This window comes from Leucobacter sp. 7(1), from assembly GCF_900163635.1.
Classification (GTDB): domain Bacteria; phylum Actinomycetota; class Actinomycetes; order Actinomycetales; family Microbacteriaceae; genus Leucobacter.
Map to the genome: position 1 here is coordinate 31257 of NZ_FUID01000069.1, position 24882 is coordinate 56138.

Below are 24882 nucleotides of genomic sequence, written 5' to 3' on the forward strand. Positions count from 1 at the left end.
TTTGACGACCCAAGTACTGTCGGGTTGGCAGTGCCAGGCCGTCGAGATTTGAACCTGCGACCCCTTGGCTGATCAGGGATTTCCCCCAATATCACCAATTGTCTCGGAGACTCGCGGGTTCCCTGGAGGTGACAGGAAACCGGGTGGTTTGCTGGTTCCGAGTGTAGCCCGGCATGAGCGGACTGTCACGGGTGAATTTGGTGGGTAAACTGCTTGCCTTCAACCTGCCTGAGCGAGGCCCACCTCCCACTACCCAAAAACGTTTTGAGCGAGTGCCGTGTTTGTTTAGCAGTCGCTTTCGGTAGAGCGTGTGGGTCGAACCGGAGCGCGGGCGGGTGTGCCTGGTAGCGCTGCGTAGCTTAATATTGCGCCTGACCATCGACCCACAAGTGCTCTTAAATGACTCTGCTAAACACGTATGGGGACCGATCAGCCTCCTTACCTCGCCAAAGCGAGATTCCGCGAAGCAATGCGAGCCAGTGCCTCTCGAACTCGACAGCCCTCCCAGGATCAACGAACTGGGTAACCTCGTTTTGCGCGCAGTTCATTGCTCCTGCTGGTCTGGCTCGACCAACGCAGCATCCGTTTCCAGAGGCTCGGCCTCCTGCATCCCCGGCAGGCTCCAGGGAACAGGCGAAGCGAGATCAGCGTCACTTGAAACCTGCACCTGCTCTGGTGCCCAAACCCGGAAGAATGCTTGCCCAGGGGGCCGGAGCTCATACAGTTTCACTCCTGCTTTGAGCGGCGACTCAGGCTGCAGTTCGGTAATGTCCATGCCTGGGTGACGCAAGCGTATTTCAGGGGTGGGGATCTCCACGCCACCGATTGAGAGAGTCTGAGCGGGTATTTGAATTTGAGAGGGTGGCAGCCCGTTTTCGGTAGTGACCTGTATCGGCCCTTGATTCCAAAGGGTGATCTTGCCCTCCCAGGTCAACCGCGCGACTCTCAACGCCATGCGATCGTCATTCGTGAAGGGCTCGCTACTTGTTGTGAACCTTCTGTTCGCGATCTGCTCGATCAGAACAATGTCTCTTGTCGTTTCAAAGAGAACTTGCTGCTGGAGTAGCTCTTCCTCAGAGGCCTCTGGAATTCGCAGAGTCACCCAGTTTTGGTCTCCAACCTGGAGCGTTAGCGTCTTCGCTTGGAACATCTTCAGCTTGAATTCATAGGCGGAGAGTTTGAGTGAATGAGTGTGATCTAGGAACTGAAGTTCCATCGACCGAATCGACCGAATCTCGCCTGACTCGGCTTCAAAGACCAAACGGCAGAGGGCGCTCTCAGCAATGAGGGCTTCCCAGGTCATCGACTCCTCGTCTTCTTCTCGTCTTATGACCGCCGCGTCGCTGGTCTCAATGGTGCGATCGTCGTCACGCAGGAGGACTGTTACTCGGTTTGCTGTCTCAAGCCTGAGCATCTCAGTCACCGAGATTGATTTCCAGTCTTCTCCCATTTCGACCGAGGACATGAGATTTGGCATCGGTGCGCCTACAGGAGCCATGAACACCTCCGCTTCCTCGACGATCTCGGTAGCGTCGACCGTAACCTTTTGAGACCAGAGTTCATCAGCAAGGTCGAGTAAGTTTGCTGCTCTCAGATGCTCGATCAGGCGAAGTGTCCTTACCACCCGCACGGCCGCACCGCAGAACACGAGCACTGCGGCTGCGTACCGTTCGACAAGATCGAAAGCAAGCGCCTCGGCTTTGGGGCCTTGAGCATCGGCATGGACAAGGTCTGCGTATACCCACGCGGCAGCGAATTGCGTATCGGAGACATGCTTGGTTGCTTCCGAACCATCAAGACGTGAGCGCTGCACTGAGTATCCCTGTACTTGGGTTCCCTGAAGATCGGTGGCCTCCCAAGAAACTTTCAACGCTTGGTACTCAGTTAAAACCTCTGCACTTGGGGCGCACTGCTCCAACACTCGTTCCAGAGCTCCAAGCACCTTGGCGTAATAAATTGGTTCAGATTTCAGCGTCAGCGGTCTGATCCTCGCTACCAAGGATTCGAACTCTTCCTCGTTCTCTGGGAGTGGTCGCCTGATAATCGCCGCTCCATCAAAACCAAGCGTGACTTTGAACGTGCCCTTTGCATAGCCCAACAAGGTCTTTTCGTCTTGCACGAGAGAATGAGCTTCTACCCGACGTGCGCGGATCACGAAACGTGCGAGCACGGTCAGGTCGTCGAGTTGAGCAGCCACCTACACATCCTCGCATCTTCCGCTGACGGTGGCTCATCGCCCGGAATCTAGTTCGAAGCGCAGCACAGAGGCGATGTCGTCGGCGTCCGTGAAGCCACGCGCCCGCACAAGCCTCGGCATGAGCGTATCGACCGGGTGCCCGCTGGCCTCTGCACGTCGGAGCTCCGCGACGAGCGCCCCAAACGTCTCCGCGCTCACCGCAGGCAAGCCACGAAAGTGGGGCCAGGAACCGTTGCTGCGCTCACGAGGCTGCTCGATGGGAAGAAGATCGAAGCGCAAGGCTTCCGGTCATGCATGAACATCCTTGATCTGGGGAAGCGGAGCAGTCGGCAACTATTAGAGCAAGCGTGTCGGCAGCTCACCGACAGTAATGCGCATCGGCAGATCAGATACACCGCTGTGAAGCACGTGCTGGCTGTGGTTCGTGCTGAACAAGACAAACGGCCGCAGGCCATAAGTACAGCAGCAAGAACAACCAGACTTGAACCCACTCACCCGCGTCGGCCCGCTGTGCGCGACACGAGTGGCGCGCATTTGGCAGGCCCCCAGGTATTCAGCCTCGAAGCCCTCACAGACACCCCGACAGGATCGGAGGGGGCCGATGCTTGCTCAGCACCTCACCGAGGACGGCATGCCCTTATTAACGAAGCTCCGGCTGACCGCGTTCGGGGCAACGGTCATCGGTATCGCGAACGATCCCTCGTTTGATGAGTGGTCGTTCTCGCAGAAGATCAGGCACGCCCTCGATCAGGAGACCGAGGCTCGGGGCGAGCCCGCATGTTGAAACTGTTGAAAGCGTCGCGCACCCCGAACCCTGCCGCCTGTGTCGAGGATATTCACTACCTCGATGGCCGCTCGTTGAATCGTGAAGTGGTTGCGAGGCTCGCGGCATGTAAATGGGTAGAACAGACCACGAACCTCCTCATTCTCGGATCGTCGAGCGTGGGAAAGTCATATCTCGCGCAAGCACTCGTGAACGCAGCCTGTCGACGTGATTACACGGCCGCGTACTATCGGCTTGACGATCTCGCGAACCAGCTCGCCGTTTACCAGCACGCCGACCCGTCAAAGCTCAAGTTCCTTGAGTATCTGCACTCGTGTGACGTGTTGATACTGGACGATTTCTTGACGACGCCGATCACTGGTGAGGCCACGGCAGAGCTTCTCAATATCCTCGCTGCGCGTGAGGGCCGGGGGTCGACGGTCGTGACGTCACAGTTCGACCCGCAGGACTGGTACAAGTCGTTGCATGATGCGGTGATCGCTGAATCGATTCTGAACCGGATCGTGTCGAACGCGGAGCTCGTGCAGCTCGACGGGCCGAACATGCACCGCCACCTCGCAGCTACAGAAGCGGGATGAGCGAGGAGTGCGAGCGCGCGACCACTTCCAGGTACGCGCGCTCGCACTTCCCGATCATTACATCAGCGCTTCCCGAAGCCTCGGCTCAACACCCCACGGTGAAAACTCGATGATGATTGACTCACGATTCTTTCAGCCAAGGGAGCGTGAGCCAAGAGCGGTCGCACATTGGAGCAGCGTGGTGTTATTTTCCCGCGCACACCGGTGCACGATCACGACTCCACGCTGCGCAATGACACCACTTACGAAGTACCTCCAACGTCCGTCTCGAGTTCCTTGACAGCAAAGCTGATGAACTGCCGGAAGAGACGTTCAATGCCAGCCGAGTCCGATGGAATAGAACGATAATCACTTGCCGCTTCTAGAAGGATCTTCATGTCCACGGGATCAGTAATCAAGTCGAAGTTTGGTATATATTGGACGCGATCGCGAGTCGGATCGCGCGTAAATGTAAAGGCAGTCAGGAAAGATTTTGGGTTAATCTTCGTTTCTGATGGCAATCGAGAGATTAGTTTGGCCACAACGTCATCTAGATGATGCAAAAGGCTGGTGTTGTCGATCTGCGAATAGTAGGGAAGCCATCCACGTCGTGTCTCCTCCGATATGCAGCCCGTGATTCGAAAATTTAGCCACCACTCGGCGCGAATCCGAATGCGTTCGATGTCGGAACGGCTCTCCTGCGCTGCTCGCCTAAGCATCGTGATTGGCCGTGCGAGGTTGTCAATGAGTCTGGAGTGTCGTGATTTATGAACGGTGACCTTTCCCCGCTCGAAGGTGTAGCCCAAGTACTCAAAGGGCTGTTTCCGAAGGATGCCGGTTGATGACTTATCTTTACTTTCCTTCGGGTGGACTTTGAGCCCAACCATTCGAAGTTCAGAACGGACAAGTTCGGTAATGGAGCCGCGCTTACCGTAAGGGCTCAGGATTAGAATGTCGTCCACATATCTGAAGTACGCGATACCGGGCAGTGCATTTACCACCTCGTCAAAGGAGTGAAGCACGATCTCACCAAGCACATTGGCGATGGCTGTTCCTGCCGGCACACCCTTCGTGGGGCGAGCCGGCACAGCAGTCACATGGCCGTCGGGAAGCGTTGGAGTTTGGGCAGCATCTAGCACTAGCTGAACTACGTCAGCCGAAATGCCGTATCGTTCTAGAGCCTTCGAGATCGCTTGGTGAGAAATACTGGGGTAAAACGACATGATGTCAAGCCGAATGAAGTCGCGGTACAGGCCTGACTTCACGGCCCCTCGAATGTTAGAAACAAGCTGCTGCGGGCGCGGAAACTCGATACTAGGAATCGACTTACGAAGGTGTTCGGCGAGCGTTGCCAGAACCAGACGATCGCGGAGCGTGGGGATGGATATCACCCTGGGGAACTTGGCTGCACCTTTTAGCCTTAGGACTTCCTTATAAGGAGAGAACGCGTATGTGCCGTCGAGGATTCTCGATTTAGCTGTTGCCACCAACCGGTCAAGCTGCTCGGGTTTGAGGTGCAATGCCGAGATTCCATCTCGACCACGGGTACGAGTGCCTTCGAGGCGCTGTTCATAGTTCCGTTGGAGGGCACCAGCGCGCAGCGCGAGCTCAAAGCTTGAAGCTTCTGGAGGCACTTCGGGGTTGTTGTCGCTCAAGCGATGCTCCAAATAGCCACTGCAACCGTAGCAAGGGAGACGCCAATTAGAAGTATCGGCAAGAGGACCGGCTTAGCTGTTGCCACAACGAGGTTGATGGGCAATGAGTTAACACTCCTGAGAGCCTGTGCGACTTTGTGATCCATGGGCGAATGGTTCTCTGACGTGTCCATGATCGAGTTGTACTCCGTTTGTAGGGCTCGGAGCTGACGTCCGGTGATCCGTGCTCGTGATTGGACAAGCGTTTCGGTCCTCACAGAGAACGTTTGGAGCGCTCTGTAGTTTCCGAACATGGCTTTCGCCCTCGCGGAGTAGTCAAGAAATGTCACGACGAGCGAAACAACAAGTGCTAGCACGGCAAGTATGACCAACAGCACTGCGATGATTGGTGCTTGCTTCTCCGGGAATGCCAAGAAAACTATCGATACAGATACGAGCGCAGTGGACAAACAGAATTGAGCGGCGTTCCACCATTGACCGACTTTCCTGAGTCGTTTCTCTGCGTTGAGTCGCGCCAGATAACTGGCGAAAGAGCGATTTGCTAGCGCCTCGATCGATTCTTTGTATCGCACACATCTCCTCGGCGTCATAGGTGGACCCGAGCGTCAGACCGAGGTTCACTCGATCGAGGGCAATGATGACCGCCCGAGGGCATACGCCGAAGGATTGGTTACTTCCGCCACGAAGGCTTCGCCCGGGTCCATTCGTATGCTACCAGTTGAGTTCAACCAGCTTAGGGCTTGCGATCGACCGGCCATACTTCCCACTTGGTTGGCGCGCCCGCGGCGAACCTCGCCGCCCGCCGATTGAATCTGAATGTCAGTGAGCAGTTCGACAACCGCCAGGGAATTAGGTTGCGCCGTCGGCGAATCGTTTTGGCGGCGATCTCATGTCAAAACCTTAGAGCAATTGTCAGTGCTGGACTCAGTCTGCAGACCAGAAAACAATATGTCCCACCCCTCGGGGTCCGACTCTCGCACGATATCGAAGTACGCTCCGGAAGACTACGTGCACGGGTGTGCGGTATCCAATCAGCGCAGAAGCTACTCGAAAACGGTGACCGACCGCGCACAGCGGCGGACGCGTTCTTCGAACGACTCGACGCCGCGTCCGGGACATGTACCGATCCGAACGTCACGTTCAGCGCCTATGTGGATGCCGTCAGTGATCGTTGGCTCAGCGGCGTCGACCTGGCCTCAACTGCGGCCAGCTATCGCGCCGGTCTGCGCATTCGGCTGATTCCCGCACTTGGCAATCTACCCAAATGCCGGATCTCGACCGGAATGGTTGACGGCACGATAGACCGATGGGAAGAGAGCTGCTCCTTATCTACGATCAAACAATCCGTTGCCGCACTCACCCGAATCTTGGACGAAGCGGTGCGAGGCGAGGTGATTGATCGAAATCCTGCCCGACGTCGATCCGGTATTTGATTCGAGCAACGGACACCTGACCTTCCGGGTCGCTGAGGCTACCCGGCGACTCGCGCCCTGCGTGGTCGCACTCACCGATGCTGGGGTTCTGATCGAAGGAATCTCGGTACAGCACGCAAGTCTCGACGACGTGTTCTTTGCCCTCACAGGCCAGCAGAACGTCACAGACACGATCAACGCAGCCGACCTCGGAATTGGACAGACCTCATGATCACTTCGCACAAGACACGCGCGCTGACCCACCGCAACATCTTCAAGAGCATCCGCAACCCAGACATTATGGTGTTCGCAACCGCTGCCCCGGTAGCGTTCGCTCTCCTCTTCGCGTTCGTCTTCGGCAGTGCCATGGAAATCAGCGGTAGCACCTACCGCGAATACATCATCGTGGGAATCTTCGTGCAAACCATGCTGCTGACGTCGACGAACACCGGCATCGGGCTCGCGATGGGGTGGCGGATCAGGACCGGGCCACTCGAAGCCGTCGCGGGCTTCGGTTTGCTGCTGCTCTTCGCGTACGCACTGTCCTTGGCGTCTGCCTGGATCGGTCTGAAAGTCCGATCACCCGAGGTTCTCTCGAACGTCTCAATGCTGACTACGCTCCCGCTCGCATTCATCTCGACAGCGTTCGTTCCAACTGAGGGGATGCCCATCCCGATGCGCATCGTAGCTGAATGGAATCCCGTCTCCGCAGTTGTCACCGGGGTGCGAAACCTCTTTGGTAATGTGCCAGAAGCTACCCCCTTGAGTGAAGCACTCCCCCTGCAATTCCCAGTCACCGCTGGGCTCGTCACGATCTCGGCCGCACTTCTCGTCTTTGTTTCGTTAGCGACCCGCTCGTTCGTCTCCTCGCGCGCTCGCTGACAATCGGGAATGATTGCAGGCAGTGCTTCTGCGCTGCTCACTCGACCAAACGGTTTGTGGCCAAGACCACTGCTCCAAGGGTGAGACTGAGCGCCCACGCAACTGCCGCAGGTATCGGGGTAGCCCCGAGGGCGAGCTGGTCTGCTTGGGTGAGGTGGCGAAGCGCATCAATCATGGGGGTCAACGGCTGATGATCCGCTACGAAAGCAAGCCAACTTGGCATCGTTGCGGATGGGACGATTGCGCTCGATATCAGCGTCAACGGAATCGCTATGAACGCAAGACTCTGTGCCGCCTGCGGATTCGAAACAGAGGATCCCAACGCAACAAAGACAGCTGCAAACGCGATCGAATACAGAGCCAAGAGACACCCCGCCATGATCAGGTTCAGTACTGGGGCGTGCGGTCGAAACCCCATGAGAAATGCCGCGATTACCGTTGTCGCGGCACCAACGAGTCCAATCAGGCCGTGGGCAACAACGCGACCAGCAGTGATGCCGATCCGCCTCACCGGTAACGAAAGCATGCGGTCGGTAAACCCTTGCGTTTTCTCCTGCGCAACTGCGAGTGCTGCCTGGGTCGAAACGAACAAGATTGCCGTGACCGCAATGCCAGGGGTCAGATAGTCGACGTATTCGAGTTCCCTGTCGCCGATTGCTCCGCCAAACACATATCGAAAGAGCAAAAGGAACAAGACTCCTTGCAAAAGTGTCGGCAGAAAGACTTGGGGATCGCGGAAGAATGATCGAAGGATCTTTGCCGCGATCACCAGGGTGACGGCGACAAAACCCGCGGTGCGTTCTTGGTCGCGATGGCTAACAGCGATCCTCATTGCACGGCCTTTGGCCGGGTCAGCGTGAGAAACACTTCTTCGAGTTCCGGCGGTGCAAGCGAGAACTCAACGATTGCACGCTCATCAATGCCTTGAGCTTTCAGCGCACCGAGTACGGCATCAAGCAGAATTTCGCCGCTGAGCGAGAATCGGGATCCCTCATGGTGCATCACTTCAGCCTGCAGATCGGCCGCGACCAAATGAACGGTCTCGGAGGACATCTGTTCAAGCGTTGCCACTGTGAGCTTTCGAGTACTCATTTCGCGTCGGAGCTGGTCAGGCGTATCCATGCGAACGATGCGGCCCTCATCAATGATGACCACCTCGTCTGCGAGTGCTTGGGCCTCTTCCAGGTGTTGGGTGGTTAGCAAGACCGACGTGCCGCTGCCTGGCAACGCACGAATGGACTGCCAGAGGTCGAGTCTGCTTTGCGAATCGAGCCCGGTCGTCGGTTCGTCAAGAAGGAGGAGCGCAGGGCGCACAACGAATGTGGCGGCAAGATCGAGCCGCCGTCGTTGACCGCCTGAATACGTCGAAACTCGCTTGTCAATGAAACTACCCAGCGCGAAGTCATCGATGACTCGCCCCACAGCCTTGCGGACCTCGCGCCGTCGAACACCTGAAAGCTGTGCGAGAAGACGAAGGTTTTCAAGCCCGGAGAGCTCCTGAACTACTGCCGCGTGTTGACCGGCCAGACCCACTTTGGCCCGCACCGCGTGCGCTTGCTTTCTTACATCGTGGCCAGCCACCGTGAGCTTCCCGGCTGCGTAGCACTGTAGTGTCGCGATCGTTCGCACCAGTGTTGTTTTACCTGCTCCATTGCGCCCGAGTAGCGCCGTAATCTTGCCCGCGGGGATGGAAATATCCACTCCCTTAAGCACTGTCGAACGACCGAGCTCCACGCTCAAATTGGTCGCTTCGACGATAGTGTTTTCGTTCAACGCTCTGACCTGCTCTCCGCGCACCATCGCACCTGCTTGGTCGGCGTTCACCGCTGCGGGCACCATCACCGAGATTTCGCTTACCTTCCGGGTGCTGTCGGTGTTTGGATGGCAATCTGATTTCCGTCTGGATCTTCAAAACGCAGTGCCGCTGCCCAGGGCATACGCTCGATCGCATTCGGGAGGTCGACACCCTTCGTGCGCAGGATTTGCGCGTCAGCCTCGATGTCCGTTGACTCGAAGACCACAGTTGCCGTGCCAGTTTGCGCAGGACTATCACCGGGGACAAGCGCTAGTGAAGTCGAAGCTCCCTCCGGTGCAACCTGAAGCCATCGGCCATGCGGACCAATGTCCATGTCGGACACGACGACAAGTCCGAGCATGTCGACATAGAACGCCTTTGCGCGGTCTTGGTCGAGCACTGGAACGTGAACAATTTGCACATGAGTCAGCATGAGTACTCTCTCTCGCTTAGAAATTGCGTAGGGAATTTCCGACGCATTACCCGTAGGCTAACACCTACGGGTAGGATTGCGCCATGCCCAATCCCAACGATGTGTTCAGCGCAGTTGGCAACCCGCACAGGCGCCGCATACTGGATCTGCTGCTGACTCAGCCACTGTCGGTTGGCTCGCTTGCGTCAAGCTTTGAGATGAGTAGGCCCAGCGTCTCCGAGCACCTCAAGGTACTTAAAGACGCCGGACTGGTCTCGGAGGAACGGCAAGGTCGCGAACGCATATACCGTGTCGACCCAAGGACACTGCGCCCTGTCGCAGACTGGTTGAGCCCCTACGAAAGCTTCTGGAGAGAGTCTTTGAAAGACCTCAGGGAGCACCTCGACACGGACCCCTCGTGACCTCGACGGAGTTCCACTCCATCGAGGTGGACGAGTTTCTTCCCCACCCAGCGAATCGAATCTGGGAGGCACTCACGAACCCGTCCGAACTCGGCAAATGGTTCATGAGCAATGACTTCCTGCCGGAGGTCGGTCACGCATTCACGCTCGATACTGGGATGTGGGGGCGCACACACTGCACAGTGCTTGAGATCGAGACTCACCGGTTGTTGCGGTATTCCTGGTTGAACGGCCCGCTCAACACGATAGTGACCTGGAAGCTTGTTCCGGAGGGGATCGGGACGAGAATTCTCGTTGAGCACGAAGGGTTCGACCTCAGCGATCCAGCACAACGCCAAGCTTTCGAGGGGATGGCTGGCGGATGGCGAAGCACGGTAATACGTTCGCTCTCCCAACACCTCGGCCCGAGCTGACTACTCACCAAGATTCTAGGAGCGGTTCCTCGCGACCGACACAGATGACGTCCCCGAAGGACGTGGGTGAGGTCAATCACAGCGAAGCGCTTTGAGCTATACCGATACTTAGAGCCGTACTCTCTTGCAGAAGTGTCAGGACGCCGGCGCCGACAGCACAATCTCGCCGTTCCGGGGCGCCGTTCCCCGAAAGCTGAGCGACACCGCCCTGGCCTTGCTCACATCGGGCCGGTCGATCGCCTGCACGTGCACGTGCGGCTCCGTGCTGTTGCCGGAGTTGCCGCACTGGCCCAGCACGTCGCCGATCCGCACTTCCTGCCCGATCCGGACCCGCACGCTCCCCTGTTTCAGGTGGCACAGCGCGACGATCACTCCCCTGGCCTCGATGAATACGTGATTCCCTGCGAGAGTGGCCCATCCCGCAGCCGCTCGGCGGCGCTGGGTGAGGGCGTACCGGATCGACGGGAATCCGCGATAAGCGGGATGGTCGGATTCGCTGCCGTGGGCCGCGACAACGGTTCCCTGGATCGGTGCCAGGATGTCCCGACCGAAGCCGGGAAATCGGTCTAGGGGCTCTGGCTTCACGAGGGAGGCACACGTCAGCGGTGCGGTGCGCCCGCTCTCAGCTACGGGCACGAAGTCGATGGCGAATGCCGTTGCGAAGAGAGCCGTTCCGTGGCTCGGGACTCGATTCGCCGGACTGTTCTGCACGCGCCAACGTCCCTTGAACGGATACGCGAGATCCACGGAAGCCGGCACGCCGTTGTCCCTTCTTCCCCCGTGCATCACTCGGTGTCCAAGGAACCCACCAGCAGGTGTACCAGGCGACCCGAGCAAACCGGGCCGGGCCACCCGGCAGACACCGCGGTCTAGGCGACGAGCTCCTTCACGAGCGCGGAGGCCGCGCGAGAGTCGAAGTTCTCGAAGCGGGTCTTCAGTTCAGCCATGACAACGCCAATGGCGCGGCCGCCCTGGCCGGCGAGGCCCTGCTCGGCGATGATCTGCTCGACGGCGGCGCGGATGTCTGCCTCGGAGGTCTCGGCCGGGAGGAACGCGCGCAGCGCATCGGCTTCGAGGCGCTCGTCGCGGGCACGCTCGGGCTCATTCGCTTCGTCGTAAATCGCGGCGCTCTGCTCGCGCTTCGCGACCTCCTTCTTCACGATGGCGAGCTGTTCGGCATCGTCAAGCTCGCGGCGTTCCTTGCCCGCGGTTTCGGCCTCACCCAGGGCACCGAGTGCGCCGCGGATCGCGAGCAGGCGGCGGTCGGCGACCTCACGTGCCTCGCCCGTGGCGGCCGCACGCTCCTTCATGGCGGTCGGCTGTGCGGTCTCGAGCTCGGTCTTGATACCCATCGGGTGCCCTTCGTCGTTGGTCGTGCGCGCCCAGGCGAACCAGGACCACGCGTCAGGTGCGATGCACCGTACAGGAAATGCTACGGCACAGTGCTCTGGAACCGAGGAAACCTGCGGTCAGAGCTGGTGCCGGATCACTCTGCCGCAAGCTCGATGCCGGCGCGCGCCGCGCCCCGGAGCAGCGCCATACGATCGGCGGCGTCCGCGAGCTGATCCCGCGCCGGATCGCTCAGCACGCCCCACGGGGTGAAAATCACGTCGAGCCGGCTCCCCCGCAGCCTGGCGCGCCAGCTCGCCACCGCGACACCGTCGCGCAGCGCGACCCCGGGCGCGCCCACGGCCCGCCACACCTCGGCCTGGCGCTCCCGCGGCACGATCAGTTCGCGATCCGGCTGGCGCAGATACGGGTCGCTCGGCGGCAGCAGGCGGACCCCTTTGGCAAGAACAGACACGGCATCCGCAAGCGCCGGCGCATCAGTCGCCAGCAGCCACCGTTCCCCCGACTCGGTAACCACGGGCACAAGCTCATCCGCGCAGAGGCCCCACCAAGCCTCGGCGTCGCGAGACCCGACGCCCACCCAGTCCGCGAAATCTGCTCGGGTCGCGGGGCCGAAGCAGTGCAGGTAGCGGCGCAGCAGATCGGCTCGCGCGAGCGCCGGATCGGCTTCCGGGGGTTCGGCCCCGAGGAACTCACTCAGCAGCACAAACTGTGCCCGGGCTTCGGTGCGCGGCGCGATACACACGAGTCCCCGCAGCGCCAGCAGCCGTACCGCGAAGTGGACCACGGCCTCGCCCTGTGATTGCCCCGGCGCGTGCGGGCCCTCCTCGCGCCAGTAGGCACGCTGCGCGGCGCTGAGGCGCGGTTCAACCCGCGGCGCGAGTTCCGTGCCCAATTCGTGGATGTCGAGCTGTCGCCCGGCGAGCACCGCGGGCAGCTCGGCGGCCAGGTCGTCGGTCATCGCGGTGAGCGTGATGCCGAGCGCATCGAGCGCCGGCACCACGCCGGGCAGGAATCGCCGCGCGGCCTCCTCCGTGGGCGGCAGCACCCCGCTGGTGAACAGCGCAGCGTCGGCAGTCGGAAAAACATAGGGCGCGCCGCGCAGGCTCCACGTCTGCAGCAGCGAACGATCCTCCGCGATAGCTCCCTCGAAGTGCGCGGCGCTCAGGGCACCCACGCGAGCGTCGAGGGCGAGAATCGCCGAGCCCGGCGGGCTGTTCTGCACGCCGCAGCGGCCCGCGGCGTCGAGCATCGCGGCCGTAGGATCCGCCGCAGCTTCGCTGGGCTCATTCAGCGCGTGCCGATCCGGCCGGTGCCGCTCAAGCCGGTGCCGATCCAGCCGGTGCTGATCCAGCCCGTGCCCGCGCAGCCGGAAGCCCCGGATCTGCTCGGCACTCGCTTCAACGCGCATGTGGGCAGCCTATCCGGCCGGGCAACGGCCCGCGCCCGCGACCGGGACCGGGACCGGGACCAGGCTCACACGCGAATGCGACGCGCGCCGGATCCGCTATCGCCGAGCTCGTCGTCGGGGTTCAGCAGCCGGCACGCCTTCATGGACAGGCAGCCGCAGCCGATGCAGCCGGTGAGTTCGCGTTCAAGCTCCTCGATGCCCTGACGCCGCAGCTCAAGCGTGCGCTTCCACCTGCGGGATGCCCGCTGCCAGTCCTCATGACTGGGCGGGGTTTCGAGCGGCACGCCCGCGAAGCTCTCTTGCACATCGGAGAGCGGGATCCCGAGCCTTTTCGCGACCGAGACGAGGGCGACCCGGCGAAGCATGTATCGGGGGTATCGGCGCTGATTGCCGGCGGTGCGCTGGGAGGCGATGAGCCCCAACTCTTCGTAGTAATGGAGTGCGGAGACCGCGACGCCGGTGCGGCGGCTCATCTCCCCCACCGTGAGCAGTTCCTCGGGGGCGTGCGTGTTCGACTGAGCCTGCTCGCTGGCGTCTGACATGTGATTCCCTCCACTTGACCTCAAGCGTACTTGAGGTTCTACCGTGGAGTCATGCACGTTTTCCCCACAGAGTCCCGATGACGTACGTTATTGCGCTCCCCTGCGTCGACTTGAAAGACCGCGCCTGTATCGACGAGTGCCCCGTTGACTGCATCTACGAGGGCGACCGGATGCTCTATATCCACCCCGACGAGTGCGTCGACTGCGGTGCCTGCGAGCCTGTCTGCCCCGTCGAGGCCATCTATTACGAGGATGATCTGCCGAGCGAGTGGGCCGACTACTACACGGCCAACGTCGCGTTCTTCGACGAGATCGGTTCCCCAGGCGGCGCCGCAAAGGTCGGTGCGTACGACTTCGATCACCCGATCGTCGCCGCACTCCCGCCGCAACTCAGCGAGGCCCACTAGTACCGGTTCCCGGCTCCGGCCCCCGGCCCCACCTCACCTCACCTCACCTCACCCCACACCACCGCAACGCCACACCATGCGCCCCGCGATCCCGCGCCGCGCTCACCGAAAGGAAACCCGTCATGGCTGAATACACGCTCCCCGACCTCCCCTACGACTACTCCGCGCTCGCACCGCACATTTCCGGCCGCATCATGGAGCTGCACCACTCGAAGCACCATCAGGCCTACGTGACGGGCGCGAACACCGCCCTGGCACAGCTTGCCGAGGCCCACGAGTCCGGGGACCTCCGCAACGTGAACAAGCTCGAGAAGGATCTCGCCTTCAACCTGGGCGGCCACATCAACCACAGCGTGTTCTGGGAAAACATGTCGCCGAACGGTGGCGGCGAGCCCGAGGGCGATCTCGCGGAGGCCCTCGGCGCGAACTTCGGGTCGATTGAGGCGTTCCGCGCCCACTTCGAGGCCACCGCGATGGGCGTGCAGGGCTCCGGCTGGTCGGTGCTCGCCTGGGACTCCGTGGGTGCCCGTCCGGTCGTGTTCCAGCTCTTCGACCAGCAGGGCAACGCGCCGCTTGGCGTCACGCCCCTGCTGCAGCTCGACGTGTGGGAGCACGCCTACTACCTCGACTACCAGAATGTGCGCGCCGACTACGTGAAGGCGTTCTGGAACGTCGTGAACTGGAGTGACGTGCAGCGCCGCTTCGCCGCAGCCCAGGCGCAGACCTCTGGGCTGATCGCCCCCGCGAAGTAACATTTGGCTGGGGGCCGCGGTCGCCGCGGCCCCCAGCGCAGTACGCTGGGGGCGTCACCGAGGAGGCTCCCATGTACGTCAAGATTTGCGGACTCAGCACCGCCGAGTCCGCACGGCACGCGGTGCGCGCGGGCGCGGACGCGATCGGCGTCGTGATGAGCCCGCGCAGCCCCCGCCACGCGACGCCCGAGCAGGCCCGCGCGGTACTCGCGGCGGCCCGCGCGGAACGCGCCGAGATCGACACCGTGCTCGTGGTGAATCGCATGGCTGCCGCGGAGGCCGCAGCACTGGCACACGAACTCGGATTCGATGTGCTCCAACTCCACGGCAACTACACCGCCGCAGATATTCAGGCCGCCCGCGCACTCATCCCACGAGTCTGGCGCGCCACCTCGCTCGCCGACGACGCCGCGCTCACTGCCGGCGAGTACGACGAAGAGCGCCTCCTAGTCGACGGCTCCGAGCCAGGCTCGGGCAGCACCTGGGACCTCACCCAACTGGATCCGGCGCGACTCGGAACGAATTGGCTGCTCGCTGGCGGCCTCTCCCCCGAGAACGTTGCCGACGCAATCACCGCAGTGCGGCCGGGCGGGGTCGACGTATCGAGCGGGGTCGAGTCGGCCCCAGGGGTGAAGGACCTGGAGCGGATCACCCGCTTCATTGCCGCGGCACGCCAGGCGCAAATCACGATCAAGTAACGGGGGAAACACCCGCTCCCGCACGCTTTCCAGACCGCGACTTTCGCAAACCGCGTGAAATTACCGCGCGTTCGCGCACCACCGTCACTAGCGTGGCCTGTGTGGGCGACGCCGATCCCGGTGCCCCAAACGCGTGAGGAACGGAGGCGGAGGCCATGCCCGAACCGCAACAGCCAGGCAAACGCACGCGCAAAATTACGCTGCCAACCCCGCCCCCGCTGCCACACCCCGGCTTGATCCCTGGCATCGGGGTCGAGCAGACGGGAATGCGCTTTCCGACAAACTGGGTTGTCCTCATTGTTGCGCTCACGCTCACGGTCGGCGTGATCGCCTGGGCGTTCATCGCCCCCGATATGCTCGCCGAGGTCGGCGCGGTCTCGCTCGCTTGGGTCACCGAAAACTTTAGTTGGCTCTTCGGAGCGCTCGCCATTGCGGTCGCACTGTTCATGCTTGTCGTGGGCTACGGCCGTACCGGCGGCATCCGGCTCGGTGCCGACGACGAGGCGCCCGAGTTTTCGACACCCTCCTGGATCTCGATGCTCTTCGCCGCCGGGCTCGGCATTGGCCTCCTCTTTTATGGCCCGCTTGAGCCGCTCACCTACTTCCTGAATCCGCCTCCCGGTCTTTCCGAAGCCGGCGGCACGGCGGACGCCGCGCTGCCGGCCCTCGCCCAGACGATCCTGCACTGGGGTCCGATCGCGTGGGCGTTCTACGCGCTCGTCGGCGGGGCCATCGCGTACAGCGCCTACCGCCGCGGTCGCGCTCCGCTGATCTCCGCACTGTTTGAGCCCGTCTTCCCGGGCGCAAGCCATCGCGCGCTCGGCCGCACAATCGACATCTTCGCGATCATCGTGACCCTCTTCGGCACGGCCGTCTCCCTCGGAATCGGCGCGCTCCAGATCGAGAGCGGCTTCCGCATGGTGACCGGACTCGGACCGCTGGGAAATACATTCCTTGTGGGCGCGATCTCAGTGCTCACGGCGCTGTTTATCGCCTCCGCGGTGTCGGGTGTCAAGCGCGGGATCCGCCGCCTCTCAAACCTCAACATGGTGCTTACGGGCAGCCTGGGCCTCTTTGTTCTGGTGCTTGGCCCCACAGTGTTCCTCCTGAACTTCGTCCCCTCGTCACTCGTCGAGTTCTTCCAACAGCTCCCGATGATGCTCGCACGCAACCCCAACCAGGGCGCTCCCACCGCCGAATTCCTCGCGTCGTGGACCACCTATTACTGGGCGTGGTGGGTGTCCTGGACGCCGTTCGTGGGCATGTTCATCGCGAAGATTTCGCGTGGCCGGACGCTGCGCGAGTTTGTCACCACCGTTGTCCTCGTGCCCTCCGCCATCGTGATCGCGTGGTTCGTGGTCTACGGCGGCACCGCCATCTACATGAGCCTGAACGGCGTGAACCTGCAGACCGGCGACTCCGGCGAGGAAGTCTTGTTCCATATGCTGCAGCGACTCCCTCTGGGCATGCTGACCTCAGTGATCGCGATGATCGCGGTCGTCGTATTCTTCGTGACCGCCGCGGACTCTGCCTCCATTGTGATGGCGTCGATGTCCCAGGCAGGCAGGCCGGAACCCTCCAAATGGGTCACGATCATGTGGGGCCTGTTGCTCAGCCTGATCGCGATCTCGCTACTTCTCGCGGGTGGCCGCGGCACGCTTGGCGGGCTGCAATCCCTCATGGTCGTCTCGGCGCTCCCCTTCGCCTTCGTGGTGATCGGGATCATGATCGCCTGGGCCAAGGACCTCAAGACCGACCCGTACATCATTCGGCGCAAGTACGCGCAGGCCGCAATTGCGCAGGGCGTGCGGCGCGGGATCGACGAGTACGGTGACGACTTCGTATTTGGCACAAGCGAGGTGCCGGCGGACGAGGGCGCGGGTGCTGGCTTCGACAGTGCGGACCCGGTGCTCACCGAGTGGTACGTCGACGCCACGACAGGCCCGATCGAGCAGGTCACCCCGGAAGATGTGCAGCGGACGCTGGAGCCCGGACGCATTCAGCCGAAGGGGCCGGATCGCCCGGATCACACTGCCTCCGGTGACGCCTCGCTCACCGTGGGCGAGCGCGTGGAACCGGTGACAGATCCGACGGAAACGGATACCGAGGAGCCCGATACTCCGCCACAGAGTGACCGCTGATCAGGCATTGAGGGAAAAGTTCGCTATTTTCAGGAGCGAACTGTAACCTGTTCGTTATCTTTAGCTCGGCCGTACGACCGATGCTCCGCCAACCGAAAGCTTGCATGACCGACACTCCCACGGGCACACAGCGCCCGTTCCCGTCCCGCAAATCGCTTCGCGCGGTGCACTCTGGCACCCCGGACTCGATCTCTGAGTCCCCCGCAGCATCCGAGACGTCTCCGGCGGAAGCTCCGGCGACGCAAGCGCCGAGCCACCTGGTGTCCGGGTCGGCTGAGTACGTGCGCGTTCCCGTGCGCGAGCACATTCCGGCCACCCAGCCCGACCCTGCGCCCGCATCGGCGCAGCCCCGTCCACGGTGGTCGTTTCGGCGCCGAGTTGCCGGAGTTGTCGCCGCGGCCAGCGTTGGCGGGCTCTTCCTCTCAGCGGCAGTGCCGCTGATGCAGGACACCGACGACACCCAAGTTGCCGCCGCTCAACAGCAGCTGTTCTCCGAGGTCTCCGCCGAGGACGTACCCGGCAGCCTCACCGAGATCAGCGCCGTCGACGTCGACAAGCCGATCCCCGGGAGCTATGCATTCCGCGCTCGCTCACTCGTGAACTACCCGTTCACCGAGACCGTGCTGCTCACCGATCCGTTCGGCTACCGCACGGCACCCGTCGAACAGTTCCACGACGCGCAGGACTTCGGTGCGGCGGCGGGCACGCCGATTCAGGCAATCGCCGACGGCAAGGTCCTTGAGGCCGGATCCACCACCGACGGTTGCGGGTTTGGACTCAAGCTCGAACACGATATTGACGGAAAGACTGTCACGAGTCGCTACTGCCACATGCAGGACGCGTCGCACTCCTACCAGGTCGGCGACACGATCAAGATGGGTGATCCCGCCGGACGCGTCGGCGCGACAGGCATGGCCTTTGGTGCGCACTTGCACCTCGCGATGCGCGTCGACGACGAGCCCGTCGACCCGATGCCGTTCCTCGCGAAGTACAGCCAGATGGATCGCGACGAAAAGGCGGTCGCCCCCACGACGACGCCGGCTGCCGTCCCGAAGCCCGCAGCAAACTAACCCCGCGGACGCGCCGCAACACAGATCGAGCTCGGGCATTTCCTGCCCGAGCTCGATCTGTGTATTGCCGAGATGTTACGCGCGGACCGCTCGCGTCGCCGCGGACCACTCCGCGAGCTTTGCCGCTCCGCGACCCGAATCGATCGCATCCTCAGCGATCTTCAACTTCTCGCTCAGCCGCTCCAGCAAGGCCCGCTCCACACTCTCCGGGTGCCGAGCGAGATCAAAGGCGACGAGGCCGGCGGCGGCGTTCAGGAGCACGATGTCGCGCACCGGCCCGCGCTCCCCCTGGAACACGCGGTGCACAACCTGCGCGTTTTCGTCGGGGGTGCCGCCCACAAGGTCCTGGATCTCGGCGCGCGGGATCCCCAGCTCCCGTGGATCGATATCGTGCTCGGTGAGACCCCCGCGGCTGACCTCCCAAAGCCGGGAGTGTCCGGTGGTCGTGAGCTCGTCAAGCCCGTCGTCCCCGCGGAACACAAGTGCGGACGCGCCCCGCAGCCGGAAGACGCCCACGAAGATCGGGACGCGGTCAATATCGGCAACGCCCACGGCGGAGGCCTCAGGCCGCACCGGGTTGCACAGCGGCCCCAGGAAGTTGAATACCGTCGGAATCCCGAGCTCAGCGCGCGCAGGTGCCACGTTCCGGAAGCCGGGGAGGAAGTGGGCGGCGTGCACAAAGGCGATGCCCACACGCTCGAACGCTTCCTGCAGCTGCGCGGCATCAAGCTCGAGCTCAACGCCCAGCGCACTGAGCACATCTGAGGACCCCGACTGGCTACTCGCGGCCCGGTTTCCGTGCTTCACGACCGGTACCCCCGCCGCCGCAGCTGTGATCGAGGCCATCGTCGATACGTTGACGGTGCCGAAGCGGTCACCGCCCGTACCCACGATGTCGAGCGACATCGCCGGGAGCGCGAGCGGCATCGCCTCGGCCAGAATCGCATCGCGGAAGCCAATCACCTCGTCGACCGTGATTCCCTTTGCGTTGAGGGCAACAAGGAACGCGCCGATCTGCGCACCACTCGCCGCACCCGTCATAAACCGGGACATCGCCCACTCGGCCTGAGACACGCTCAGATTCTCCCGCTCCAGCAGGGTCGTCAGAACGGTCGGCCACGTGCGCTCTTCAATCATTTCTCAAGTGTAGCGAGGACACCGCCACGCGCGGGCACGCCGGGACGGCATCAGAATCGCCGGATCCGGCACGCACACACGCACTCAAGAATGCCGAAAAAAGTACATGCTGACCCCGAATAGTCGGCGTGCTGTCCTCGACCCGCCTCCCGAAGCGGTAGGCTTGTCAGGAATCTCGCAGAAAGTTCGGCGCGCCGGTTACGAGTGAAAACGCACACCAAACTTTCAGCCATAATGGAGGGGTGACAACGACCACTATGAATACCAAGTCAGCCGTGCCGTCGGTCAAGCGACCGAACATCGTCGCCGTCGGCACGATCGTGTGGCTCGGCAGCGAGGTGATGTTCTTCGCCGGCCTGTTCGCGATTTACTTCACGCTGCGCGCGATGAACCCGGAGCTGTGGGCCGAACAGACCGCGAAGCATAACTTCACCTTCGCCCTGATCAATACCCTGATCCTGGTCGCCTCATCCTTCACGGCCCAGGCTGGCGTCTTCGCCGCCGAGAACGGCCGTCCCCGTCGAAGCGGTGGCAAGTGGGGAACGGTGGAGTGGTTCTTCCTCACCTTCTTCATGGGCGCCATCTTCGTGTCGGGTCAGGTGTACGAGTACGCGACCTTCGTTTCCGAGGGAATCACGCTCGGCTCTGATCCCTACGGATCCGCCTTCTACATGACCACAGGCTTCCACGGCATCCACGTGGCACTCGGCCTGGTTGCCTTCCTGCTCGTGATCGGCCGCCTCTACGCGGTCAAGAACTTCACGCACAAGGAAGAGACCACCGCGATCGTTGTGTCTTACTACTGGCACTTCGTCGACATCGTGTGGATCATCCTCTTTATCATCATCTACGTCCTCAAGTAGCGTCAGGAGTATCGACATCATGGCTCGCGCCAAGAAGAACGTCCGCAAGAGTGGCCGTCGCCACCCCCTTGCAACTGCCGCGCTGATCGCGGTCGGCCTGCTCGTCACGGGCGCCGCATACGCAGGCTTCAGCCAGACCTCCGCTACCGCAGAGATCGACCTCGAAGCTCCCGCGACAATTGAGGCCGGCGAGAAGCTGTTCGGCGCGAACTGCGCCACCTGCCACGGTGCCGCAGCTCAGGGTACGCCTGATGGCCCCACCCTGATCGGCGTGGGCGCAGCTTCGGTGGACTTCCAGGTCAGCACCGGCCGTATGCCGCTCGCTTTCCAGGGCCCCCAGGGCATGGTGAAGCCGACGCAGTTCACGGACGAGCAGACGCTGCAGATGGCTGCATACGTCGCATCGCTCGCACCGGGACCCGGGCTCCCCGAGTCGCAGTACCTGCAGGCTGACAGCGATGACGAGGGCGTGGCACGCGGTGGGGATCTTTTCCGCATCAACTGCGCCATGTGCCACAACGTCTCCGCAGCAGGTGGCGCGCTGACGCAGGGCAAGTTCGCCCCGAAGCTCGCCGGTGTTGCACCGAACCACATTTACGAAGCAATGGTGACCGGGCCGCAGAACATGCCCGTCTTCAGCGACGCGAACATCTCGCCGCAGGAGAAGGCCGACATCATCTCGTACCTCAAGTACATCGAAGAGAAGCCCGCAGTCGGCGGTCTTGCCCTCGGGTCCATCGGCCCTGTGGCTGAAGGCCTCTTCATCTGGGTGATCGGACTGGGTGCCATTATCGGCCTCACCGTCTGGGTCACGGCGAAGTCGAACTAGCGCTCGACAGCGCACAACGTTCATGAGTCAGGAGTCAAGGAGCAACATGGCAGAGGAAGCGAAAAACAGCGGCGGCACGGGTGCCGTTGTTGCCGCCCAGAGCCACAGCTCGGCCGATGCTGCGGGTGGTACCGCGGTCGTCGCGGCCGACGCTGTGCAGAATCCGGGCCTTCCGCCGCACCGCAAGCGCGTCACGGATCTGGACCCGAAGAAGGCGAAGAGCGCTGAGCGCACCGTCTACACCCTCTTCTACATCTCGATCGCCGGCAGCCTCGGGGCGGTACTCGCGTACATGTTCTTCCCGATCGAGTCGGGCGATCCGATGGCGATCCGGTTGCACACGCTGTTCGTGGGCCTCGGCATGGCGCTGGGTCTGCTCGCGGTCGGTATCGGCGCGGTCCACTGGGGCAAGGCCCTCATGGCGGATCACGAGTCGATCGACATGCGTCACCCCGTCCCCAGCGACGAGGAGACCCGTGAGGCATCGGCTGAGGTCTTTAAGCTTGCCAACGAAGAGTCCGGGTTCTCCCGCCGCTCGCTCGTGCGCAACAGCCTCATCGGCGCACTGATCGCCTTCCCTCTCCCCGGCATCACCCTCCTGCGCGGCCTCGCTCCGCAGGATCGCGATCCGGTGCAGATGCTGAAGCACACAATGTGGACCAAGGGCGTGCGCCTGGCGCGGGACCCCTCCGGTGTGCCGATCAAGGCGAGCGACGTGACCATCGGTTCCGCGTTCCACGTCATCCCCGAGACGCTCACCCACGAGCAGTTCTCCGAGATGAACCTCGACGAGCGCGCGGGAAGCGACAACTTCCTCGATGCAAAGGCGAAGGCGATTGTCCTCCTAATGCGCCTGGATCAGGCCGAGCTCAAGGAGCTTCCCGAGCGTGAGAGCTGGTCGTACGACGGCATCGTCGCGTACTCCAAGGTCTGCACGCACGTCGGTTGCCCCGTCGCCCTGTACGAGCAGCACACGCACCACCTGCTGTGCCCGTGCCACCAGTCGCAGTTCGACGTGTCGGAGCACGCGAAGGTCGTCTTCGGCCCCGCCAAGCGCCCCCTTCCGCAGCTGCCCATCACCGTGGATGACGAGGGCTACCTCGTCGCCCAGAGTGATTTCCATGAACCTGTCGGCCCGAGCTACTGGGAGCGCCTCAAGTGAGCACCGTAACCGAAGCGCCCGCGCAGAACGGCTCCAGCCGTTTTACTGCCGCTGCGGCGAACTACATCGATGAGCGCACCAAGATCGGTGTTGCGGTCAAGGAGTTTGGCCGCAAGGTCTTCCCTGACCACTGGTCGTTCCTCCTTGGTGAGGTCGCGCTCTACAGCTTCGTTGTCATCCTGCTGTCGGGTACCTTCCTGACGCTGTTCTTCCAGGCAACGATGATCGAGACCGTCTACACCGGCCCGTACGTGCCGATGAAGGGCGTCGAGATGTCTGGCGCAATGGCGTCGACCCTCGATATCTCGTTCTCGATCCGCGGTGGCCTGCTGATGCGCCACGTGCACCACTGGGCAGCACTGCTCTTCGTGGCCTCGATCGGCCTGCACATGCTCCGGATCTTCTTCACGGGTGCATTCCGCAAGCCGCGCGAGCTCAACTGGATGATCGGCTTCGTGCTCTTTGTCCTCGCGATGGCAGAAGGCTTCACCGGCTACTCGCTCCCCGATGACGTGCTCTCCGGCAACGGCCTCCGCATCATCGACGGCATCATCAAGGCGATTCCCGTGATCGGCACCTACCTGTCGTACTTCTTCTTCGGAGGCGAGTTCCCGGGTACCGACATCGTTGGCCGCCTCTACATGCTGCACATCATGCTGCTGCCCGCACTGGTCATCCTCTTCGTGGCGCTGCACCTCGCGTTTGTGGTCATCCACAAGCACGCGCAGTACCCCGGCCCGGGCAAGACCCAGCAGAACGTTGTTGGCTTCCCGATTCTCCCCGTGTACGCGGCGAAGGCTGGCGGCTTCTTCTTCATCGTCTTCGGCGTGATCGTCCTGATCGCCTCGATCGTGGGGATTAACCCGATCTGGGCTTACGGCCCGTACGATCCCTCCCCCGTGTCCGCCGGTACCCAGCCTGACTGGTACATCGGCTTCGCGGACGGCATGCTCCGACTGGTGCCGCCGGGGCTCGAGACTGAGTGGTTCGGCTACACCTGGTCCTGGAACATGCTCCTGCCGCTGATTATCATCGGCATTTTCCTCGTCGCAGTTGCGGCCTACCCCTTCATTGAAGCGTGGGTCACGGGCGACAAGCGCGAGCACCACCTGCTGGATCGCCCCCGCAACGCGCCGACCCGTACCGCTATCGGTGCAGCCGGTGTCACGTTCTACGCGGTGATGTGGGCCGGAGCAAGCTCCGACCTCATGGCAACCCACTTCCAGCTCTCCATGGAAGGCGTGATCCACGCGCTCCAGCTGCTGCTCTTCGTGGGCCCGATCGTTGCGTACATCGTGACGAAGCGCATCTGCCTCGCGCTCCAGAAGAAGGACCGCAGCATCGCGCTCCACGGCTACGAGTCGGGCCGCATCGTGCGGATGCCCGGTGGCGAGTTCGTCGAGGTGCACAAGCCGCTGGATGAGTACGAGAAGTGGGAGCTCGTCAGCTACCACGACTACGCTCCGCTCATGCTCCGCCCCAACGATGACGGTCGCATCCCGTTCTCCGAGCGCCTGCGTGCTGGCTTCAGCCGCTGGTTCTACGAGGACCGGATCGTCCCCCCGTCACAGGGTGAGATCGAACAGAGCAAGCACGAGGGCCACTAACCCTCAGCGCTACGCATCTGGCCCCCACAGGATTCGTCCTGTGGGGGCCAGCTGCGTGAAGGGCGAGTGTTCCTCGCCGCCAATCCCATGAGTTCCAACACGCGCCCCGGTCCATGCCAAGACCCTCGCTCCCCCAACACGAGTCGTTTTATCTACACCTACGCGTTTATCCGGGAAATTCGCTCGGGCAGCATAAATTGCCTCGGTCTGGGTGACGCCCGGCAGTCTACCGCGACATTTCCTGACCCAGGACCCACGCACGTCGCGCACGCCCCGGCATCCTCCACTCCTGAAAGCTGCGTTGTGCGCACCTTCGGAAGCTGTCTAGCTGTACCCGGCCATCAGGTTGGTAGCAGCCGGCTGATCGGTGGCCGGCCTCCAAGT

27 protein-coding genes are annotated in these 24882 nt (G+C 62.2%); 15 read left to right on the forward strand and 12 right to left on the reverse strand.

From position 1 onward, the window contains the following. Nucleotides 1-544: 544 nt before the first annotated feature. Both FM113_RS13420 and FM113_RS18215 read right to left on the reverse strand, forming a co-directional pair. Entirely contained in the window at nt 545-2197 is a 1653-nt protein-coding gene (locus tag FM113_RS13420) for a hypothetical protein (protein WP_087015328.1), read from the reverse strand. 33 nt (nt 2198-2230) lie between these two features. Beyond that, nucleotides 2231-2395 carry a hypothetical protein gene (locus FM113_RS18215; RefSeq protein ID WP_176387235.1) on the reverse strand — a complete coding sequence of 55 codons (165 nt, stop codon included), beginning with the start codon at nt 2393-2395 and terminating at the stop codon, nt 2231-2233. Between the two features lie 403 nt (nt 2396-2798). On the opposite strand from FM113_RS18215, the gene FM113_RS18500 reads away from it, so the two are divergent. Both FM113_RS18500 and FM113_RS13435 read left to right on the forward strand, forming a co-directional pair. Beyond that, entirely contained in the window at nt 2799-2981 is a 183-nt protein-coding gene (locus FM113_RS18500) for a hypothetical protein (protein ID WP_254909010.1), read from the forward strand. Beyond that, complete coding sequence (locus FM113_RS13435; protein WP_254909011.1) at nt 2975-3559, forward strand: ATP-binding protein; 585 nt, start codon at nt 2975-2977, stop codon at nt 3557-3559. Before FM113_RS18500 ends, FM113_RS13435 begins: the two co-directional genes overlap by 7 nt. 242 nt (nt 3560-3801) lie before the next feature. On the opposite strand, the gene FM113_RS13440 is transcribed toward FM113_RS13435, so the two are convergent. Together FM113_RS13440 and FM113_RS13445 are read right to left on the reverse strand one after the other, a co-directional pair. Further along, nucleotides 3802-5193 carry an RNA-directed DNA polymerase gene (locus tag FM113_RS13440; protein ID WP_176387236.1) on the reverse strand — a complete coding sequence of 464 codons (1392 nt, stop codon included), beginning with the start codon at nt 5191-5193 and terminating at the stop codon, nt 3802-3804. Then, complete coding sequence (locus FM113_RS13445; protein WP_087015331.1) at nt 5190-5765, reverse strand: SLATT domain-containing protein; 576 nt, start codon at nt 5763-5765, stop codon at nt 5190-5192. The genes FM113_RS13440 and FM113_RS13445 overlap by 4 nt, the downstream gene beginning before the upstream one ends. An 823-nt stretch (nt 5766-6588) precedes the next feature. Between FM113_RS13445 and FM113_RS13450 the strand changes: the two genes are divergently transcribed. After that, nucleotides 6589-6837: a hypothetical protein gene (locus tag FM113_RS13450; protein WP_087015332.1), complete on the forward strand. Its 249-nt coding sequence runs from the start codon at nt 6589-6591 to the stop codon at nt 6835-6837. Next, entirely contained in the window at nt 6834-7487 is a 654-nt protein-coding gene (locus FM113_RS13455) for an ABC transporter permease (protein WP_087015333.1), read from the forward strand. Before FM113_RS13450 ends, FM113_RS13455 begins: the two co-directional genes overlap by 4 nt. 37 nt (nt 7488-7524) lie before the next feature. On the opposite strand, the gene FM113_RS13460 is transcribed toward FM113_RS13455, so the two are convergent. Genes FM113_RS13460 through FM113_RS13470 form a run of 3 tightly spaced genes read right to left on the reverse strand, consistent with a single transcriptional unit; the run spans nt 7525 to nt 9715 of the window. After that, nucleotides 7525-8319, reverse strand: a complete 795-nt coding sequence (locus FM113_RS13460) for an ABC transporter permease (protein ID WP_087015334.1) — start codon at nt 8317-8319, stop codon at nt 7525-7527. Then, on the reverse strand, nt 8316-9326 hold the full coding sequence (locus tag FM113_RS13465) for an ABC transporter ATP-binding protein (RefSeq protein ID WP_087015335.1): 1011 nt from the start codon (nt 9324-9326) through the stop codon (nt 8316-8318). Before FM113_RS13465 ends, FM113_RS13460 begins: the two co-directional genes overlap by 4 nt. A gap of 14 nt (nt 9327-9340) precedes the next feature. Next, nucleotides 9341-9715, reverse strand: a complete 375-nt coding sequence (locus tag FM113_RS13470; RefSeq protein WP_087015336.1) for a glyoxalase superfamily protein — start codon at nt 9713-9715, stop codon at nt 9341-9343. An 83-nt stretch (nt 9716-9798) separates the two neighbouring features. Between FM113_RS13470 and FM113_RS13475 the strand changes: the two genes are divergently transcribed. Further along, nucleotides 9799-10116 carry a helix-turn-helix transcriptional regulator gene (locus FM113_RS13475; RefSeq protein WP_087015337.1) on the forward strand — a complete coding sequence of 106 codons (318 nt, stop codon included), beginning with the start codon at nt 9799-9801 and terminating at the stop codon, nt 10114-10116. Beyond that, the gene (locus FM113_RS13480; protein WP_217896015.1) at nt 10113-10529 is read left to right on the forward strand and encodes an SRPBCC domain-containing protein; all 417 of its coding nucleotides are present in this window, start codon (nt 10113-10115) and stop codon (nt 10527-10529) included. Before FM113_RS13475 ends, FM113_RS13480 begins: the two co-directional genes overlap by 4 nt. 135 nt (nt 10530-10664) lie before the next feature. Here the strand turns inward: FM113_RS13480 and FM113_RS13485 are convergent, their stop codons facing one another. The 4 genes from FM113_RS13485 to soxR form a co-directional block, all read right to left on the reverse strand. Further along, nucleotides 10665-11288 carry a M23 family metallopeptidase gene (locus FM113_RS13485; protein ID WP_087015338.1) on the reverse strand — a complete coding sequence of 208 codons (624 nt, stop codon included), beginning with the start codon at nt 11286-11288 and terminating at the stop codon, nt 10665-10667. A gap of 110 nt (nt 11289-11398) precedes the next feature. Further along, a complete protein-coding gene (locus tag FM113_RS13490) occupies nt 11399-11881 on the reverse strand; it encodes a GatB/YqeY domain-containing protein (protein WP_087015339.1) in 483 nt (160 codons plus the stop codon). A 134-nt stretch (nt 11882-12015) separates the two neighbouring features. Beyond that, nucleotides 12016-13290 carry a crosslink repair DNA glycosylase YcaQ family protein gene (locus tag FM113_RS13495; RefSeq protein WP_087015340.1) on the reverse strand — a complete coding sequence of 425 codons (1275 nt, stop codon included), beginning with the start codon at nt 13288-13290 and terminating at the stop codon, nt 12016-12018. Between the two features lie 65 nt (nt 13291-13355). Further along, the gene (gene soxR, locus FM113_RS13500) at nt 13356-13832 is read right to left on the reverse strand and encodes a redox-sensitive transcriptional activator SoxR (protein WP_087015341.1); all 477 of its coding nucleotides are present in this window, start codon (nt 13830-13832) and stop codon (nt 13356-13358) included. 77 nt (nt 13833-13909) lie between these two features. Between soxR and fdxA the strand changes: the two genes are divergently transcribed. The 5 genes from fdxA (at nt 13910) to FM113_RS13525 (ending at nt 18900) form a co-directional block, all read left to right on the forward strand. Continuing rightward, entirely contained in the window at nt 13910-14239 is a 330-nt protein-coding gene (gene fdxA / locus FM113_RS13505; protein WP_087015342.1) for a ferredoxin, read from the forward strand. 122 nt (nt 14240-14361) lie between these two features. Continuing rightward, nucleotides 14362-14991: a superoxide dismutase gene (locus tag FM113_RS13510; protein WP_087015343.1), complete on the forward strand. Its 630-nt coding sequence runs from the start codon at nt 14362-14364 to the stop codon at nt 14989-14991. A 71-nt stretch (nt 14992-15062) separates the two neighbouring features. Further along, nucleotides 15063-15689: a phosphoribosylanthranilate isomerase gene (locus FM113_RS13515; protein ID WP_087015344.1), complete on the forward strand. Its 627-nt coding sequence runs from the start codon at nt 15063-15065 to the stop codon at nt 15687-15689. Between the two features lie 155 nt (nt 15690-15844). Further along, entirely contained in the window at nt 15845-17830 is a 1986-nt protein-coding gene (locus tag FM113_RS13520; RefSeq protein ID WP_087015345.1) for a BCCT family transporter, read from the forward strand. A gap of 104 nt (nt 17831-17934) precedes the next feature. Beyond that, on the forward strand, nt 17935-18900 hold the full coding sequence (locus FM113_RS13525; RefSeq protein ID WP_087015346.1) for a M23 family metallopeptidase: 966 nt from the start codon (nt 17935-17937) through the stop codon (nt 18898-18900). 75 nt (nt 18901-18975) lie between these two features. Here FM113_RS13525 and trpD read toward each other — a convergent pair whose 3' ends face one another. Next, a complete protein-coding gene (gene trpD / locus FM113_RS13530; protein WP_087015347.1) occupies nt 18976-20037 on the reverse strand; it encodes an anthranilate phosphoribosyltransferase in 1062 nt (353 codons plus the stop codon). Between the two features lie 257 nt (nt 20038-20294). Here trpD and FM113_RS13535 point away from each other — a divergent pair, with 257 nt between their 5' ends. The 4 genes from FM113_RS13535 to FM113_RS13550 are packed head-to-tail and all read left to right on the forward strand — an operon-like array spanning nt 20295 to nt 24498. Further along, entirely contained in the window at nt 20295-20900 is a 606-nt protein-coding gene (locus FM113_RS13535; protein WP_087015348.1) for a heme-copper oxidase subunit III, read from the forward strand. 19 nt (nt 20901-20919) lie between these two features. After that, complete coding sequence (locus tag FM113_RS13540; RefSeq protein WP_087015349.1) at nt 20920-21729, forward strand: cytochrome c; 810 nt, start codon at nt 20920-20922, stop codon at nt 21727-21729. A gap of 46 nt (nt 21730-21775) precedes the next feature. Further along, the gene (locus tag FM113_RS13545) at nt 21776-22891 is read left to right on the forward strand and encodes a ubiquinol-cytochrome c reductase iron-sulfur subunit (RefSeq protein WP_087015350.1); all 1116 of its coding nucleotides are present in this window, start codon (nt 21776-21778) and stop codon (nt 22889-22891) included. After that, complete coding sequence (locus FM113_RS13550; RefSeq protein WP_087015351.1) at nt 22888-24498, forward strand: ubiquinol-cytochrome c reductase cytochrome b subunit; 1611 nt, start codon at nt 22888-22890, stop codon at nt 24496-24498. The genes FM113_RS13545 and FM113_RS13550 overlap by 4 nt, the downstream gene beginning before the upstream one ends. Nucleotides 24499-24882: the final 384 nt, after the last annotated feature.